Origin of the sequence: Acinetobacter sp. Marseille-Q1623, assembly GCF_902809895.1 — a bacterium.
GTDB classification, from domain to species: Bacteria; Pseudomonadota; Gammaproteobacteria; order Pseudomonadales; family Moraxellaceae; genus Acinetobacter; species Acinetobacter piscicola_A.
In genome coordinates, this window is the sequence record NZ_CADDWG010000001.1 from 676,319 (window position 1) to 695,010 (window position 18,692).

The 18,692-nt window shown below is 37.4% G+C and carries 16 protein-coding genes; 11 read left to right on the forward strand and 5 right to left on the reverse strand.

What is annotated here, in order from left to right; translation table 11 throughout:
- Nucleotides 1–151 precede the first annotated feature (151 nt).
- The 7 genes from HUV91_RS03140 (at nucleotide 152) to HUV91_RS03170 (ending at nucleotide 9,398) form a co-directional block, all read left to right on the forward strand.
- Entirely contained in the window at nucleotides 152–559 is a 408-nt protein-coding gene (locus tag HUV91_RS03140) for a cation efflux protein, CzcI-like (protein WP_174492495.1), read from the forward strand.
- Nucleotides 560–608: 49 nt separating this feature from the next.
- Nucleotides 609–1,967, forward strand: a complete 1,359-nt coding sequence (locus HUV91_RS03145) for a TolC family protein (protein WP_174492496.1) — start codon at nucleotides 609–611, stop codon at nucleotides 1,965–1,967.
- A gap of 1 nt (nucleotide 1,968) precedes the next feature.
- Nucleotides 1,969–3,255: an efflux RND transporter periplasmic adaptor subunit gene (locus HUV91_RS03150; protein ID WP_174492497.1), complete on the forward strand. Its 1,287-nt coding sequence runs from the start codon at nucleotides 1,969–1,971 to the stop codon at nucleotides 3,253–3,255.
- Nucleotides 3,245–6,403, forward strand: coding sequence for an efflux RND transporter permease subunit (locus HUV91_RS03155; protein ID WP_174492498.1), 3,159 nt, complete (start codon nucleotides 3,245–3,247; stop codon nucleotides 6,401–6,403). Before HUV91_RS03150 ends, HUV91_RS03155 begins: the two co-directional genes overlap by 11 nt.
- 192 nt (nucleotides 6,404–6,595) lie before the next feature.
- Entirely contained in the window at nucleotides 6,596–8,374 is a 1,779-nt protein-coding gene (locus tag HUV91_RS03160) for an amidohydrolase (RefSeq protein WP_174492499.1), read from the forward strand.
- Between the two features lie 46 nt (nucleotides 8,375–8,420).
- On the forward strand, nucleotides 8,421–9,173 hold the full coding sequence (locus HUV91_RS03165; RefSeq protein ID WP_217431187.1) for an SMI1/KNR4 family protein: 753 nt from the start codon (nucleotides 8,421–8,423) through the stop codon (nucleotides 9,171–9,173).
- 111 nt (nucleotides 9,174–9,284) lie between these two features.
- On the forward strand, nucleotides 9,285–9,398 hold the full coding sequence (locus tag HUV91_RS03170; protein ID WP_130073328.1) for a hypothetical protein: 114 nt from the start codon (nucleotides 9,285–9,287) through the stop codon (nucleotides 9,396–9,398).
- A 181-nt stretch (nucleotides 9,399–9,579) separates the two neighbouring features.
- On the opposite strand, the gene ilvA is transcribed toward HUV91_RS03170, so the two are convergent.
- Nucleotides 9,580–11,118: a threonine ammonia-lyase, biosynthetic gene (ilvA, locus tag HUV91_RS03175; RefSeq protein WP_174492501.1), complete on the reverse strand. Its 1,539-nt coding sequence runs from the start codon at nucleotides 11,116–11,118 to the stop codon at nucleotides 9,580–9,582.
- A 116-nt stretch (nucleotides 11,119–11,234) separates the two neighbouring features.
- Between ilvA and rpiA the strand changes: the two genes are divergently transcribed.
- Together rpiA and HUV91_RS03185 are read left to right on the forward strand one after the other, a co-directional pair.
- The gene (gene rpiA, locus HUV91_RS03180) at nucleotides 11,235–11,906 is read left to right on the forward strand and encodes a ribose-5-phosphate isomerase RpiA (protein ID WP_107008774.1); all 672 of its coding nucleotides are present in this window, start codon (nucleotides 11,235–11,237) and stop codon (nucleotides 11,904–11,906) included.
- A 130-nt stretch (nucleotides 11,907–12,036) separates the two neighbouring features.
- On the forward strand, nucleotides 12,037–12,714 hold the full coding sequence (locus tag HUV91_RS03185) for a SprT family zinc-dependent metalloprotease (RefSeq protein ID WP_174492502.1): 678 nt from the start codon (nucleotides 12,037–12,039) through the stop codon (nucleotides 12,712–12,714).
- A gap of 224 nt (nucleotides 12,715–12,938) precedes the next feature.
- Here HUV91_RS03185 and HUV91_RS03190 read toward each other — a convergent pair whose 3' ends face one another.
- The 4 genes from HUV91_RS03190 to HUV91_RS03205 all read right to left on the reverse strand — a co-directional run bounded on the left by HUV91_RS03190 (nucleotide 12,939) and on the right by HUV91_RS03205 (nucleotide 16,350).
- On the reverse strand, nucleotides 12,939–13,496 hold the full coding sequence (locus HUV91_RS03190; RefSeq protein WP_174492503.1) for a lipocalin family protein: 558 nt from the start codon (nucleotides 13,494–13,496) through the stop codon (nucleotides 12,939–12,941).
- Nucleotides 13,497–14,025: 529 nt separating this feature from the next.
- On the reverse strand, nucleotides 14,026–14,496 hold the full coding sequence (locus HUV91_RS03195) for a hypothetical protein (protein ID WP_174492504.1): 471 nt from the start codon (nucleotides 14,494–14,496) through the stop codon (nucleotides 14,026–14,028).
- Nucleotides 14,497–14,648: 152 nt separating this feature from the next.
- Nucleotides 14,649–15,569: an ornithine carbamoyltransferase gene (gene argF, locus HUV91_RS03200; protein ID WP_174492505.1), complete on the reverse strand. Its 921-nt coding sequence runs from the start codon at nucleotides 15,567–15,569 to the stop codon at nucleotides 14,649–14,651.
- Nucleotides 15,570–15,693: 124 nt separating this feature from the next.
- Nucleotides 15,694–16,350, reverse strand: a complete 657-nt coding sequence (locus tag HUV91_RS03205; protein ID WP_130073334.1) for a TetR/AcrR family transcriptional regulator — start codon at nucleotides 16,348–16,350, stop codon at nucleotides 15,694–15,696.
- Nucleotides 16,351–16,586: 236 nt separating this feature from the next.
- Between HUV91_RS03205 and prpB the strand changes: the two genes are divergently transcribed.
- Together prpB and prpC are read left to right on the forward strand one after the other, a co-directional pair.
- Nucleotides 16,587–17,471 carry a methylisocitrate lyase gene (prpB, locus tag HUV91_RS03210; RefSeq protein WP_174492506.1) on the forward strand — a complete coding sequence of 295 codons (885 nt, stop codon included), beginning with the start codon at nucleotides 16,587–16,589 and terminating at the stop codon, nucleotides 17,469–17,471.
- Nucleotides 17,472–17,473: 2 nt separating this feature from the next.
- A complete protein-coding gene (gene prpC, locus HUV91_RS03215; protein ID WP_174492507.1) occupies nucleotides 17,474–18,610 on the forward strand; it encodes a bifunctional 2-methylcitrate synthase/citrate synthase in 1,137 nt (378 codons plus the stop codon).
- Nucleotides 18,611–18,692: the final 82 nt, after the last annotated feature.

Here is an 18,692-nt window from a genome sequence, read left to right on the forward strand (position 1 = left end):
TTAGATTGATAAAATATCTCTCATCATGAAGTCTTTGAATAGATGTAAAGTGTTCATTTGTATTTAAAGGTGAGCTAATTTCACATTTGTAATTTTATAACAAAGCAAATTTCGCTATGCTATAGCGGTTTATAGGTACATTGATCTAAAAATGTTGAAACGAAGTGGTTGGATTACATTGCTCTTTGCTTTGTTGACGTTCCAAAGTCTTTGGAATGTTGCGGCAGCATTTTGCGTGCATGAAGAAATGACATTCAGCCAGAGTTCAACGCAACATTTTGGTCATCATCAAATGACTCAGTTTTGTCAAAGTGAATTTAAAATCTCACATGCACCTAGTCATCTTTCAAGTGATTTTTCATTTTTAGAGGATGATCATCAAGATCATTTACCCTCATTTAATGCCCTGATTTTGGTCGAAGAACAAGACTATTTTATATTTTTAAATCGCCAAATCGTTGCATTAGTCAATGCATTGCCTTGGTATAATTTTTATCAATCGCCTGATCTGACATTAAATAACCCGCCTCCAATTTTAGCCCCACTACAGGTGGGGTAGTCGCAAACAGCCCACCACTTTTCTTTATTTTTAAAAGTGGGGCATGTTCATGTCAAAAAAATATTTTCAACAACAATCACATGTTGTTGCACAGCAATGCTTTAGGCTTAAATATATTGCTTGTAGTGTCGCTTTATTTACACTCGGCTCGTGGGTCAATGCGGCACCAATTTCATTGGAGCAAGCACTTGAAAAGACACAGGCGTATCAAGCATCACAGCATATTTGGACGATACAAAACAATATTGATACTGCCAATGTGAAGCAAAGTCAGTTATGGAAAAACCCTGAGCTGAGTATAGAACAAACAGGTTTTGATTCTCATCAAGAACAAGAGTTATCCATTGGTATTTCACAAGAACTGGATGTGTTTGGTGTCAGAAAAGCCAATCGTCAACTGGCGGTATTGGCACAAGATCAAAGTGCATTACAGCAGCAGATTTATCAGGCACAACTCGAACTCGCAGTAAAATATCTATGGTCACAATTGGCGATTGCTGAGTTAGAAAAGCAGATTACACAAGCTCAATTGAGTGTCAGTGAGGCAAATGTCAATGCGATTCAAAAAAGGTTTCAAGCAGGCAGTGTCGCAGAAGTTGATTTAAAGCGTGCAAAACTCAGCCATAGTGAAAATATACGTTTATTTAAACAAGCGGATTTACAAGTTCAATTGGCACAGCAACAACTGTCCAGTGTGTGGGGTGAGTCAGATAAAACATTAAGTGTAACAATGCGTCCATCATTGTTGTGGCCGAGTGCAAGTCATGACAATGTTCAGCGTTACTTGACAGAAAATTATATTGAAAAATCTCGTCAATTACAGCTAAAAATCTCCAATGCGCAAATAGCACAAAGTAAGGCAGTCAGTCGTCCAAATCCCACAGTCAGTTTTGGTGTGAATCGTAGTAAATCACCTGAAAATTCAAGTGAAAATCAAATGATGTTAGGGTTAAGTCTGCCACTTAATATTTTTGATCGTCAACAATATCGCGTGCAGGTTCAACAACAAAAACAAGAGGCCCTTACCCAACAACAGTCTTTTTATACACAGCAAAATGCCTTACGCATTGGGACTTTATTGACCGAATTACAAGGTTTAGAAGTGCAGTTTAAAGAGATTGAACACACTCAACTTGTGCTTGCCACTGAAGTACAGCAAAAAACTCTACTTGGATTTAGTGCAGGAAAATTTGCTTTAACAGATGTACAGCAAGCGACTTTGCAACTGCAAGAGATTCGTCAACGTAAAGTTGAATTGTTAAAACGCGCATGGCAAAACGCGATCACAGCTGAAAGCTTAAGTCTTGGTTTAGAACCCAGTGCTGTCATGTCAAATGATAGCTTAGCTGGAATCAATCAAAGTCTTTGGGACAATATTCAGTCATTGCCAACGGTAGGGGGAAACTAAAGTGATCAAACAAAAATTAGATTTAAATACACAATCAGGAAAAGTTTCTCAGTCTATTTTGATCCTCATTGCGGTCATCATTACTGCAATTTTAGCCGCGGCATTGATTTGGTGGACGAAAGATCAAGCCAAAACAGATGAACATGGGCATGGTGCAGATGAGTCACATGCAGACGAAAAAGAACATGCACATGAAGAAGGTGAGGAAGGGCATGCACATAAAGAGGGTGAACATGCAGAAGAAGGACATGCTGAAAGTATTACTTTAACTGCACAACAAGTGGTTGAACAAGGGATTCAATTAGCCAAAGTTGAACAAGGCAGTGTGACCAAGTCAGTCACTTATCCTGCAAAATTGACCGTGAATACCGACCAACAAGCCCATGTTTCACCTAATTTTAGTGGTCATGTTGAAGCAGTTTATGTGCAGTTAGGACAATCTGTTCAGAAAGGGCAAGTGTTGGCAACTTTACTTGTTCCCGATTTGGTCGACCAACAAGCTAACTTAAAATTAGAGCAAGCCAATTTACAATTAGCAAAACAAGATTATGAGCGTGAACGTCAACTTTGGCAGCAAGGTATTTCTGCTAAACAAGATTATCAACGTGCATATAACGCCTATCAACAAGCACAAATTCAAGTACAAGCAGCTCAATCTCGTTTAAGTGCTTTTGGTGCGGCGAGTTCCAGTCGTGGGCAATATCAGCTTAAAGCACCTATTTCAGGCGTGATTAGTAAAAAAGATTTGGTCGTGGGTGAAAATGTACAACTGGCAGATCAGCTTTTTGTGATTGATCAGTTGAATCAATTATGGCTCGAATTTATTGTACCGCATGCCGATGTACAACATTTTAGTCCAAACCGAAAAATTAACTTTAAATCATTACAGTCAGGCAATCATTTTCAAGCAGAAGTGCAAAGTTTAAATACTGAAGCAGATGCACAAACAGGACGTTTACAAGTCAGAGCTAAAGTTTTGTCACAGTCGGCAGAGTTGAAGCCAAATTTAATGGTCAATATTTTATTAGAACAAGGCACGACACAAGGCATTCGTATCCAAAAAAGTGCAATACAGCAAGTTGATGGACAAAGTGTTGTATTTATTGCGAAAAATCATGATCAAAAAATCGAGTTTAGCGCCCAGCCTGTACAATTAAATACTGAAATTGATGATCCTGAATGGGTCAGTGTAATTTCTGGCGTTAATGTCGGACAGCAATACGCAGCGCAAGGGAGTTTCTTACTAAAATCAGAATTAGAAAAAGGAGAGGCGACCCATGAACACTAACTCGCCTCAAAACGAACATCATTTACCCAAGCCCGAAGGCTGGTTTGACCGTATTATTCAGTTTTCTATTCAAAATGCGATTTGGGTCATGCTCTTTGTGGTGGCGTGGATGGGTGTAGGAATTTATAGCTATCAAAAATTACCCATCGATGCTGTTCCTGATATTACCAATACGCAAGTGCAAATTAATACCCAAGCCAATGGTTTTACGGCTTTAGAAACTGAGCAACGCATTACCTATCCGATTGAAAATGCGATGTCAGGTTTGCCAAAACTCGAACAAACACGTTCGATTTCACGTTATGGTTTATCGCAAGTCACCATTATTTTTGAAGATGGAACAGATATTTACTGGGCACGGCAGTTGATTAATCAACGTTTACAAGAAGCTGCAAGTGAAATTCCAGTCGGTATTCAGCCCACGATGTCCCCGATTTCTACAGGCTTAGGTGAAATTTATCAATGGGTGATTAAAGCTGAGCCAAATGCAAAAAAACCAGATGGAACGCCCTATAGCGCAATGGATTTACGCGAAATCCAAGACTGGGTAGTACGTCCACAGTTACAGCGAGTTGCTGGCGTTGCTGAGGTTAATAGTATTGGTGGCTTTAATAAAACCTTTGTTGTAACCCCTGATTTAACACGTTTGCAGCAATTACAAATTCCATTAAGTGATTTGCAAACAGCTTTAACTGAAAATAATGAAAACCGTGGTGCAGGTTATATTGAAAAAAATGGGCAACAACTCACTGTTCGTGTACCGGGAACACTTAATAGCCTAAGTGATATTGAGAATATCAGTATCGCCAATAAAAATGGCTACCCAATTCGTGTTGCAGATATTGCGACAGTTTTTGTTGGGCACGACTTACGCACAGGTGCGGCAACTTATAATGGCGAAGAAGCTGTACTCGGGATCGCCATGATGATGATGGGAGAAAATAGTCGAACTGTTGCCCAAGCGATTGATGCGAAAGTACAAAGTATTCAAAGCAGTTTACCCAAAGGTGTGATCATCGAAACCGTTTATGATCGTACTCATTTGGTTGATCGTGCCATTAAAACTGTACAAAAAAATTTGGTTGAAGGTGCAATCTTAGTCATCATCATTTTGTTCTTATTTTTGGGAAATATTCGTGCAGCTTTAATCACCGCATGTGTTATTCCGTTATCCATGTTGTTTACCTTGTCAGGCATGGCAGAACAAAAAATTAGTGCCAACTTAATGAGTTTAGGGGCATTGGATTTCGGGATTATTGTGGATGGTGCGGTGGTCATCGTCGAAAACTGTATTCGACGCCTTGCTGAAGCACAAAAACATCGAGGGCGTTTATTGACACGTTCCGAACGTTTTACTGAGGTTTTTTTAGCAGCGAAACAGGCACGACGTCCTTTAATTTTTGGTCAATTGATTATTCTCGTTGTGTATTTACCGATCTTTGCTTTGTCTGGGGTTGAGGCAAAACTCTTTCATCCGATGGCAATGACGGTGGTTTTAGCCTTACTTGGTGCAATGATCTTATCCGTCACTTTTGTTCCTGCGGCTGTGGCATTATTTGTTAATGGTGCTGTAAAAGAAACAGAAAGTCGTTGGATGCATGGTTTAAAAACACGCTATGAAAAAATGTTGGATTGGGCGTACGAATTTCGAGGTTTTGTTTTAACAGTTGCATTATGTATTTTAGTTTTAACGGGAGTTTTAGCCACAAAAATTGGAAGCGAGTTTGCACCTCAACTGAGTGAGGGAGATTTTGCAGTACAACAAATGCGCTCACCAAGTACAGGGCTAGAGCAGTCCTTACGGATGCAAGAAAATACAGAAAAATTATTGTTAAAAAAATTCCCTGAAATAAAAGCAATTTTTGCCCGAACAGGAACAGCAGAAGTTGCAACGGATGTCATGCCACCCAATATTTCCGATGCTGTTCTATTATTAAAGCCACGTGATCAATGGTCAAATCCAAAAGAAAGCATTGATGAATTACGTCAACGTATGATTGTATTTTTGGACACTTTACCTGGAAATAACAGTGAGTTTTCACAGCCAATTGAGCTACGTTTTAATGAGCTGATTTCAGGTGTACGTAGCGATGTCGGAATCAAAATTTTTGGTGATGATATAGAAGTTTTGAACCAAGAAGCCAATCGTATTGCACAAAAAGTTCGGGCTATTTCAGGGGCAACAGCCGTCAATGTTGAACAAACCAGTGGGCTGCCTTTATTAAATATTGATATCGATCATACCAAAGCTGCACAATATGGTTTATCTGTAAAATCTATTCAAGACTTAGTGGCGATGAGTATGGGTGGACAAAGTGTGGGCATGATTTTAGAAGGAGACAAACGCTTTGATTTTGTAGTGCGTTTAGATGAAGCACAACGCACACCTGAGCAATTGGCACAACTTCCAATTCAACTACCGAATGGTGGTTTGATTCAACTGCAAGATGTCGCAAAAGTTGAAAATATTTTAGGCATCAACCAAGTCAGTCGTGAAAATGCCAAACGTCGAGTGGTGGTGACTGCGAATGTAGAAGGGCGTGATTTAGGCTCCTTTGTCAAGGAACTACAGAGCACGTTAGCTAAAGATACTTTACCTAGTGGTTACTGGTTAGATTATGGCGGTCAATTTGAAAATCTGATGTCAGCAAAAGCACGTATGCAATGGGTTGTACCTTTGGCTTTGATCACGATTTTTATTTTATTAATGGCTGTATTCCACAGTATAAAAGAAAGTCTTTTAGTGTTTTCAGGTGTGCCATTTGCATTATGCGGTGGGCTTGTTGCACTTTGGCTCAGAGATATTCCATTATCAATGTCGGCAGGGATTGGTTTTATTGCTTTATCGGGTGTAGCTGTGTTAAATGGTTTGGTAATGTTGACGTTTATTAAAGAATTACGTCAACAGTTTGATATTCATCATGCCACATGGAAAGGTGCAGTGATGCGTTTACGCCCTGTATTGATGACGGCTTGTGTCGCAGCTTTAGGTTTTGTGCCGATGGCATTGGCAACGGGTACAGGTGCCGAAGTACAACGTCCATTGGCAACTGTCGTGATTGGTGGAATATTGTCATCTACCGCATTAACTTTAGTGCTTTTACCTGTGCTTTATCGTTGGATCAATGAAAGAAAAGTAATGAGATAAGGTTTTGAAATATTTGAAAAGAGCATAAACGAGGGTTTATGCTCTTTTTCTTTATACATTTAAATCTATTGATCATGAAATAAATACAAAAAATCATTTGATAAATCAAGTTTATTTTCGACATGAAAAATAAAAAATATGTTTATAATCAATCAAGCGATAAAAAATGATAATGAAATGAGGATGAGACAAATGATGCAAAATAAATTTTCTCTAGGTTTAAGTGCTTTATTATTTTCACATGTTGCATTGCTCAGCGCATGTAGTTCTACATCTTTTCAAACACAGCGAGATTTGCCACATACTTTATCAGACCAACCGCAAAATCATGATACAAGTTCATTACTTGTCTATGGTGGCTCTATTTTAACCATGCAGGGGGATCAGCCGCAGTATGTAGAAGCCATGTTGATTGAAGATGGAATCATTCGTTTTACTGGAAAATTAGTCGATGCTGAAAAAATAGCAGCCCAAGCGCAACGATTAGATTTAAAAAATAAAACTGTGATTCCCGGCATTATTGATGCACATAGTCATTTAAACTCTGTAGGTATGCAACAAACGGTCGCAAACTTATATTCACCTCCTGATGGTAATGTGGTTAATATTGCAACTTTAGTTCAGGCAATGAAAAACTGGGCAGCACAAAACCCTGATTTTATTCAAGCGACTTCAGGCTGGATCATTGGTAATGGTTATGATGATGCACAATTACAAGAAAATAAGCATCCTACAGCAAGCGATTTAGATCAAGTTTCAACCACACAACCTGTTTTGATTTTACATCAATCAGGTCATCTTGCTTCTGTGAATCATAAAGCTTTAGCATTGCTCAATATTACTTCTGCGACAAAAAATCCAGATGGGGGTGTTATTCGTCGTGTAAATGGTACAAATGAACCGAATGGTGTATTAGAGGAAAGTATTGTCATTCAGGCGATGATGCAGGCATTTAAAACTGTGCCTCCACAAATGATGGAAAAAATGGCATTAAAAGCAGTCAACACCTATGTAGAAAATGGTTATACCACTGTACAAGAAGGACGTGCAGATCATGGAACCACTGAGTTATGGCGTAGTCTAGCCAATCGAAATCAATTACCAATTGATGTGGTGTCATATCCAGATATCAGTTCTGAACAAAGTTATATGTTACAACACGGTAGCAGTAAAAATTACCAAAATCATTTTCGCATAGGTGGGGTGAAAATCAGTTTAGATGGTTCACCACAGGGTAAAACCGCATGGCTAACACAGCCTTATATAATTCCACCTGAAGGGCAAGATAAAAATTATCGGGGTTATCCTGCATTTGCACAACAACAAGATGTACAGAAAATGATTGATTTAGCATTTCAACATGATTGGCAAATTTTAGCACATGCCAATGGTGACGCAGCGATTGATCAATATCTCAGTGTGATTACAAATTCACAGAAACATTTTCCAACAGCACAACGCCGTGATGTGATTATTCATGCACAAACGATGCGTGAAGACCAGTTAGACCAAGCTAAAAAATTAAAGCTTATTCCTTCATTTTTTTCACTGCATACTTATTATTGGGGCGATTGGCATGTCGCACAAACCTTAGGTGAGCAACGTGCTTCACGTATTTCGCCTACAGGTTCAGCACTTAAACGTGGCATGATCTTTACTCAACATCATGACGCACCTGTGATTCCGCCAAAAAGTATGATGGTGTTAGATGCGACGGTCAATCGCACGACACGCAGTGGTAAATTGTTAGGTGCAGAGCAGCGAGTCAGTCCTTATATTGCCTTAAAAAGTGTGACAGATTGGGCGGCATATCAATATTTTGAGGAAAAGAAAAAAGGTACATTAGAGCAAGGGAAATATGGTGATTTTGTGATTTTAAGTGATGATCCATTGAAAATAGACAGTCAAAAAATTAAAGACATTCAAATTTTGGCAACGTATAAAGAAGGTCAACTGATTTATCAGCGCTAACTTTATATTGAACGAGTTAGCGTAGGTTATAAAATTTGCAGCGATATTGACTAAAATGGATGGCATGATGTCGGTGGTTTTACCCAAAGATTTAATTGATTTTTTAGCGATGCCGTTTGAAATGGAAATGATGTGTCTACCTTGTCATTATCCAGATATCGCTTCATTTTTGGACTTTCAAGAGGGCTATCGATTTTGTGGAAACTCAGCAACTGATTTAACTGGACATCAAGCAGGGGATTGGCATCCAGATGCTTATGTTATTGCAATGAATTATTTTGCTGATCCCTTTGTGATTTATTTGACAGCGTCTGCACAAGGTTTCCCTGTGTATTATGCTCAACATGGCGCAGGGCGTTGGGATCTTGAGAAAATTGCTGAAAATTTAGATCAGTTTCAGCAAGATTTAAAATATTTTCAAACTTTAGAACAAGATAAACTAAAATTTGCAGCATATATTCAACAACATAAAGATTTAAAAATAGAACTATGGAATGAGTTATATTGCTCATTGCAAAATACTCAAATTTCACAGTTAAATGAAAATACTGTCGTTGAAGAATATACACCTTTGATTTATGGAAAATTAATATTAACTGAAATAGGTCAGCATAAATTAAAAGTCGTGAGTTTTATCAAACAGCATTTGAAGCTAACAGGTGCTGAAGCTTTACATTGTATTCAGCAACTTCCTTTAGAGATCGACACAGGTTCACAGCAACATTGTCAATGTATACAAATACAACTCGAAAATATCGGTGCGACGACTGAATTTTTAGTCAATGAAAATCAATTTTAAATACATGTTTTATTATATGATAATGAAATATAAAGTTTTTATTTTTAATATTCGCTTTTTTGAAAACAAATAGTTAGTATGTTTATGCTGAATTTAAATTTGGATTGTAGTATGAATTTTTTAAAAAAGAAAAATAAAGCCAGTTTTGTTTTTTTCATTATTACGCTTTATTCATTTCTTGGTTTTGCTTTGGGGTATATCATTTGGGAATTTATCTTAAAGTAAAATAATATTTGAAGTTTGAGTTTCTCTCCCGACCATCAAACTCAATGAAAATGAGTGTATTTCAATATGCTCATTTTTTTATTGTATAAATTTAATGACGATACATAAAAGCAATCAATAAAAAAGCCAGTCTATGATCTATAAACTGGCTTTAATATTTAAAACAATATTTAGATCAATATTATTTTAAGAAACGTTGATAACCTAAGTTATTGGTAATTTCTACATATGGGTAGCTAATACTTTCTAAAGTTTCAACTAAGCCATCTGGGTTTTGCTGCGCATCTTCAGCTTCTAAGCCGACTAAAACACGTCCTTCTGCAGCACCGTGATTACGATAGTGGAACAGAGTAATGTTATGGGTCGGACCTAGACGCTCTAAGAAAGTCAACAACGCACCCGGGCGTTCAGGGAACTCAACACGGAATAAACGTTCATTTTCAATGTCGGCATGACCACCGATCAAGTAGCGAATATGCAGTTTTGCCACTTCATCATCAGATAAATCATCTACGTCATAATGAAGTTTTAAAGCTTCATAGATATCGTGACGCTCTTTTTCCCCTGATTTTAAGCTGATGCCGACAAAGACTTGTGCAGCGCTCGCATCACTTGCACGGTAGTTAAACTCAGTGATATTACGCCCTTGTAAGGCACGGCAGAAATTCAGGAACGAACCTTTTTCTTCAGGAATAGTCACTGCAAAAATGGCTTCTTTACGTTCACCCAATTCTGTGCGTTCTGCGATATAGCGTAAACGGTCGAAGTTCATGTTTGCGCCACAAACAATCGACACCATGTTTTTATTTTCTAAGCCATGTGCTTCAACGTATTTTTTAATACCTGCCAAAGCCATTGCACCTGATGGTTCAACGATACTACGACATTCATCATAAGTGTCTTTGATCGCTGCACAGATTTCATCGGTATTGACCAATACAACTTCACGTTCAACGATTGGACCTGAGTTATCTGATTTTTGTAATTGAATGACTTCAAAAGGTTTTTCACCAATTTGTGCGACTGCTGTACCATCCGCAAATAAACCGACAGAAGGTAAAATCACGCGTTCATTGGCTTCAAACGCTGCTTTTAAACATGCTGACTCATCATATTCCACAGGGATTACTTTAACATGTGGCGCAACATCGCCTAAATAAGCTGCAACACCTGCGATGAGGCCGCCACCGCCGACAGCAACGAAGACATAATCGACATCACGCCATTGACGTAAAATCTCATTGGCAATGGTGCCTTGTCCAGCCATTACCAATTCATCATCATAAGGTGGAATGAACGCCATATCTTCATCTTTGGCACGTTGGATGGCATATTTATTGGCAACATCAAATGAGTCACCATGTAAAACCACTTCACCGCCTAAGCGTTTTACAGCTTGGACTTTAATGTCAGGTGTGGTTTTTGGCATCACAATAATGGCGCGAATACCCAACTTTTGTCCAGATAATGCCACGCCCTGAGCATGGTTACCCGCAGAAGCAGTAATAACGCCACGTTCCAACTGAGATTTCGGTAATTGACTGATACGGTTATAAGCACCGCGCAGTTTGAAGGAAAAGACAGGTTGCAAGTCTTCGCGTTTAAAGCGAATGTTGTTGTTTAGTTTTTCACTAATTCGTGGCGCTGCTTCGAGTGGGGTTTCGATTGCAACGTCATAGACCGTTGCCTGTAATATTTGTCGAACCAAACGAGACAGCATGTTAATTTTCCATATAACAGTTTAAAATGAGCTTTGATTGTAACAAACCCCCTGCACATTTGCGTTTTTAAATTATGCAAAAAGTGCAGAAATTTGAAAATTTATTGAGAGAAGTCATGAGCCTTTATGCATCCCAAGATGAGAAAAAACAAGCAGCAGCCAAAGCAGCTTTAAAACACTTGCCAAAAGGGGGCATTTTAGGAGTCGGTACAGGCAGTACTGTAAATTTTTTAATTGAACTTTTACCTGAGCTGCAACTTGAAGCTGCTGTGGCGAGTTCAGAAGCAACGGCTCAACGTTTGAAAAAACTCGGCATTGAAGTTGTCGATATGAACCATGTCGGTGGTTTAGATGCCTATGTCGATGGTGCAGATGAAATTGATCGTCATATGCATATGATCAAAGGGGGTGGTGCTGCGCTTACTCGTGAAAAAATTGTAGCATCCATTGCCAAGAAATTCGTGTGTATTGTGGATGATTCTAAATGGGTAGAGCAGTTAGGACGTGAATTCCCGCTACCAATTGAAGTGATTCCAATGGCGCGTTCTGCTGTGGCACGTAAAATTGTCTCTTTAGGTGGCGACCCTGTCTATCGTGAAGGCGTTGTGACTGACAATGGTAATGTGATTTTAGATGTGCATAACCTGAATATTTTGAATGCTTTAGAGCTTGAAAAAACCATCAATGATATTCCGGGTGTGGTGTGTAATGGTATTTTCGCCATTAACAAAGCAGATATTGCGGTTGTTGCAACTGACAATGGTATTGAAGAGCGTACAGCGGTTTAACATGCCGTTAGTTCCCTCTCCTTTATAAAGGAGAGGGATAGGGAGAGGATTTATATGAATAATCCCCTCATCCTAACCTTCTCCCTGAGGGAGAAGGGACTCAAAATCAAATGATAAAATTTTAGAATAAATGACCCCAAACCTCCCCGAAATCCAAATCACCCATCATGCACGTGCTACTCGATTACGCTTACGTGTCGAACCGACACAGATTCGTTTAACAGTGCCTCGGTTTTGTACAAAACGTCAAATTACAGATTTTTTAAAACAATCCGAGCAATGGATGATTGAAACATGGCAGAAACAACAGGAAAAAGTCGGGAAAGTTGAGAAAGTATTGCCGACTGAACTAAAACTTTTTAATTTAAATCGTCCTTTACACATTATTTACCAAGATCAGAAAAATTCTTATATTTTTGATGATAAAAATCATCAACTTTTGATCAGTGATCGTGATTCTGCACGTTATTTAAAAGCTTTTGTGATCGCTTATGCCAAGCATTATTTACCGATTTATTTAACACAAGTTAGTGATGAAATTGGTTTAAAGTTTGCTGATTGCTCGATTCGCCAACCTAAAACCCGTTGGGGAAGCTGCACAGCTCAGCACGATATTATGTTGAATAGTGCTTTGGTTTTAGTCGATCAACATATTACTCGTTATGTTTGTGTGCATGAGTTAGCGCATACACGGCATTTTGATCATAGCCCTGCATTTTGGGCAGAAGTTGAAAAACATGATGTGCATTATAAGAATCATCGTAAAATTTTAAAAAGTGGTGTGATGCCATGGTGGTGGGTGGTTTGAATAATTACATTCAATACATAGTTTTCATATTACATAATTTTAGATAGATTTATTGAGTGTATGAAAAATATTCAGATTTACTTTGATTTAGAATAATAGGGTAAAATGGATATTAAAAAATAAACTATTAAATTCAGTTGTTTTTATAGATTGTAAATAAGCAGTTTCAAGTCTATTTTCTGAAAACAGATAGTAGGGAAAATAGACTTGAATAATAACTTTAATTATTTATGTTGAGTGTAAATAATATCATTTAATTCATAGCCTAGAGTTTTTGCATAATTAAGATATTCATCAAGAATAGATTGATCGAGTTGTGGTGTACGACTTAATACCCAAAGGTATTTTTTATTTGGTGTTCCCACTAAAGCAGTTTGGTAGTTTTCATCAAGTTTTAAAATCCAGTAGTCTCCACGTGCGATAGGCAACCAACGGATAATACTGGGTAAAAAACTCACTTTTAATTTTGAGTTTTTAGGTGTATTTTGAACAAAGGCTTCACCAATAGATTGATTTAATTTTCCATTTTTATCGAAGCATTTATTATCAACTTGGACATTACCATTGCTGTTTAATGAATAATTGGCTGTTACATTATAGTCACACATTTTCTGAAAATATAAGGGCTTGCGTGCGATTTCATGCCATTCACCTAAATATTTATTTAAATCGACTTGTTGAACAGTTGGAATGTCATCATTTCCAGCATGTACCAAAGCAGCACTTGCTAATACGATCACACCACCGATAAGTAATAATCTTCTAAAATTTGATTTTAACATGAATAATACCTATGTAAATTTTATATAGATTTAATTTAGCTGAATAAACTCAATTTTAAATTGATTTTTTATAGAGTTAAGGTAAAAATTTGTGACTATATGATTTTTTATCTATATACATTGATGGATATTTAGATTTTTTAAATAAATTAAAATATTAACTACTAGCCTATGATGGTATAGGTGTTATAGATATTTTTCATTAAATTTTTTAATATATTTATGATGAATAAGTGGGGTAATAAATTTAAATAAATTGGTATGACTTGATTTTTTTATATTGTAATATAATGGTTTTATTTAAATGAATATTAATGCTTTGGGTTGTATTAAATATATGAATAAAGATTCTATTTCACTATATTTTTTTGTATAATTAATCATTAAAAATATATTTTACGTAATGCAAATAATGGTATGAAAACCCTCACCTAAGCAAGGGCGTTCTAGTGCATAATAATTTTTAATGCCAAAGTTTTTCTGTGGCCAAAGATAATGATTTCACAGAAAAACCCACATTATTGTCAGTTCAAAATTGACAAGAAGAATTCTTCAATTCAACAGAATATTGTTTGTCATCAGTCGATAATTTCATACGTACTTCATACGGATTTACACGTTGAAATTGATGTTCAAATAAATGAGCGCAATTTTTTGTGAGATTATCCGTAAATAGTTTTTTAATTTCTTGTGAACTCATATCTTGGCTAAATTGTTTAAAATCAGGTGAGGTAATAATGCCTTCAATTTCAATGTAATTTGGGTGTAAACGTAATTTTTCAATCAACGTGTTTTGATCAATTTGTAAAGGCAAAGTCCGAGAGTCTTCATCACTTAAATAACTGAGAACGTCTTTTAATCTTTGGTTGTTTTTGATTTTATAATTGGCATCCACGATTTTGTATTGAACTAAATAATCATCAAGTTCAGTCGCTTGGATAGCGGTGGAAAATGAGCCGATCAAAAGGCTAGAACTGAGCAAAATTGTTGTAAGTTTCATAATTAAGTCTTATTCAAAGTATGGTTTTATTATATGCAATATAGAGATGAATACTAGTGTGAAAAGTTAAGTTTCAAGTATTATTGTTTTTTGAGTCGTTGCAAAAAAAAAAGGCTTTGATTTAAAAAGCCTTTTTAAAGTATGTTAAATGCTTATACTTTTTTTAAATTTTCATTAATTAAAAATTCAACTAAAGCTTTCTGTGCATGTAAACGATTTTCTGCTTCGTCCCAAACCACAGCATTTTTATGGTCAAGCATATTTTCAGAAATTTCTTCACCACGATGTGCAGGGAGGCAATGCATAAATAAGCAATCAGGATGAGCTAAATCCATTAATTTCTCATTAACTTGATAGTCTGCAAAGGCTTTTTCACGGATTTTTTGCTCTTCTTCTTGCCCCATACTTGCCCAAACATCAGTGACAATTAGGTCAGCGTTTACAGCAGCATCTTCAGCAGAATCAACAAGTTCAACACAATGCCCAAATTCAGATAAAAACTCATCCTTAGGTTCATAGCCTTTTGGAGATGCAATCTTGAGTTTAAAGCCCCACATGTGCGCAGCTTCAATATAAGAATTACACATATTATTGCCATCGCCAATCCAAGCAACAGTTTTACCTTGGATTGAACCACGGTGTTCAACAAAAGTTTGAATATCAGCTAATAATTGGCACGGGTGATGGTCATCAGTTAAGGCATTAATGACAGGAACTTTTGAATATTCAGCAAAACGCTCTACGATGTCATGACCAAACGTACGGATCATCACGATATCTAACATACTTGAAATCACACGTGCCGAATCTTCGATTGGCTCACCGCGACCCAATTGTGTATCACGAGAAGATAAGAAAATCGCACTTCCACCAAATTGGCTCATACCTGCTTCAAAAGAAACACGTGTACGTGTACTCGACTTTTCAAAAATCATTCCCATGACTTTTCCAACAAAGGGTTGGAATGTTTCATTGTTATGTTGTTTTCGCTTCAGTTCTTGAGCACGCTCAATAATGCGGTTCAATTCAGCAGTAGATAGGTCACGTAGTGTTAGAAAATGTCGTAGAGCCATGGTTACTCCACAATAATTGTATAGCCAAAACCAATAAGGAGATTGACCAACAATTCATTGTTGGTTGATTAAAAACAAAGAAGAATTTTCTAATATACTATAAGAATGTTGAAATGCAAAAAAACTAGACTTTTTGATGACCTTTTAGAAAGTGATCAACGCAATATTCGATATGTTTGATGACTTCTTGTTCGGGTTTATCTACTTCTAAGCCCATCAGAACACGCCACTCAAAATCTCTTAAAATACCAAAATACATCATTGCAGAGCTATATGGATTAGTGCAGTTTAATATTCCTTGAGCATGTGAATGCTCTAAAGCTTTTGCAATAGTTAATTGAATATAATGCGCTCCCTTTTCATGAATATATAAGGCTAAATTGGGATTTTTTTGAGCTTGTTCGATAATAAGTCGAATAAAGGCAATATTTTCGGGTTTTTTAAGATGAAGATAAAAATTAATTAAGGTTTGAACAAGATAATGGCGTAAATGATCTTCTTCTGAATTATAACAAGCACAAATATCTTTAAAGAATAAGTCACGACGATAATCACAAATTGCGGTAAATAAACCTTCTTTATTACCAAAATATTTATAAATAGAGGTTTTAGAGCCACCTGCATGATTCACAATATCATCTAAAGATACAGCTTCGTAACCATGTTCTAAAAATAATTCATTCGCACTCAATAAAAGCGCTAACCGCCGTTGTTGACCTCGGCGAGTTTGTGGTTGTTCACCACAACTTATAGCGTTAATTTCTGCGAAATGTTTTTGCATAAAAATAATCGAAATACAGAATCTTTGTCATGATTATAGCAAAGAAGTCAAGAAATTTCTGTTGATAAATATAGGCTTTATTTTGTCGTGAAATACTACAATTAAAATAATGAATATAAATTCATTAATTCTTTGACTAAAGTTTTAGAGCTTTTCCCCTAAAAAGTCATGGCGGAGTAAATTTTTATGGATATACTCAAACCTCGATAAATAGATAGACCACTGTGGAAAGGAACATGACACAAGAAACGTCTGCAGGCTTAAGATTTAGACAAGCACTGGAAGTGGAAAAACCATTACAAATTATCGGTACAGTCAACGCTTATGCAGCGATGATGGCGAAACAAGTCGGCTACAAGGCGATTTATCTTTCGGGTGCGGGTGTTGCCAACTATTCTTATGGTTTACCTGACTTGGGTATGACCAGCTTAGACAACGTATTAGAAGATGTGCGTCGTATTACCGAACGTGTAGATACTCCCTTACTTGTCGATATTGACACGGGTTGGGGCGGTGCATTCAATATTGCACGTACTGTGAAACAAATGATTGCCGCAGGTGCAGCCGCTGTTCATATTGAAGACCAAGTGGCACAAAAACGTTGTGGACATCGTCCAAACAAAGAAATCGTGTCTCAACAAGAAATGGTAGATCGGATCAAAGCGGCAGTCGATGCAAAAACTGATTCAAATTTCGTAGTGATGGCACGTACAGATGCTTTACAAAAAGAAGGTTTGCAAGCGGTGATTGACCGTGCATGTGCATGTGTAGAAGCGGGTGCAGATGCGATCTTCGCAGAAGCGATGACGGATATCACCATGTATAAAACAGTCTGCGATGCAGTGGGTGTACCAGTATTGGCAAATATTACAGAATTTGGTGATACACCGTATTACACAACGCAAGAATTGGGTGAGCAAGGGATTTCAATGGTGTTATATCCATTGTCAGCTACGCGCGCGATGCAAAAAGCAGCACTCGAAGTATTCCGTTCTATTCGTGAAAATGGTACGCAAGTGGATGTGTTAGATACCATGCAACAACGTAAAGAGCTGTATGAATTCCTTGATTATCATACATTTGAAAATACATTAGACAAACTATTCACAGAAGGAAAATAAAAATGGCTGAAGGAAAAGTACTTACAGGCGCAGGCTTACGTGGTCAAGTTGCAGGTAAAACAGCATTATCTACAGTAGGTAAGAGCGGCGCAGGCTTAACTTACCGTGGTTATGATGTGCAAGATCTTGCTGAAAATTGCCAATTTGAAGAAGTCGCTTATTTAATCTTCTTTGGTGAATTGCCTACAACAGAACAGTTGACTGCATATAAAGCAAAATTGAAATCACTTCGCCAATTACCACAAGCATTGAAAGAAGTTTTAGAACGTATTCCTGCTGACTCACACCCAATGGACGTGATGCGTACAGGCGTTTCAATGTTAGGTAATCTTGAAACAGAAAAATCATTCGATGAACAACAAGATGTTGCAGATCGTATTTTGGCAACGCTTCCTGCGATCATCTGCTACTGGTATCGCTTCAGCCATGATGGCGTACGTGTCGAAGAAAACACCGATGACGATTCAATTGGCGCGCAATTCTTACATTTACTTCGTGGTGAAAAACCAAACGAATTGCATGAACAAGTGATGAATGTCTCGTTAATTCTTTATGCAGAGCATGAGTTTAACGCATCGACATTCACAGCACGTGTATGTGCTTCGACGCTTTCTGATATGCATTCATGTATCACAGGTGCAATTGGTTCACTTCGTGGTCCACTCCATGGTGGTGCAAACGAAGCTGCGATGGAAATGATCGAAAACTGGACTTCACCTGAAGAAGCTGAACGTGAAATGTTGGGTAAACTTGAGCGTAAAGAAAAGATCATGGGCTTCGGTCATGCGATCTATAAAGACAATGATCCACGTAACGGCATCATCAAAATCTGGTCTGAGCGTTTAGCGAAAGATGTCGGTGACACTGTACTTTATCCAGTATCAGTACGTTGCGAAGAAGTGATGTGGCGTGAGAAGAAATTATTCTGTAACGCAGACTTCTTCCATGCATCTGCTTATCATTTCATGGGAATTGCAACCAAACTGTTCACACCAATCTTTGTGATGAGCCGTGTAACAGGTTGGGCCGCACATGTGATGGAACAACGTGCAGACAACCGTATTATTCGTCCAAGTGCAGACTACACAGGTCCTGAACTGCGTAAAGTTGTTCCAATTGCTGAGCGTTCAGCTGCGTAATTTGTATAAAGTTTAGGGTTTGAATAGTTAAAATAGAGCCTCAAAATGAGGCTCTATTTTTATATTAATGGAGAGAAAAATA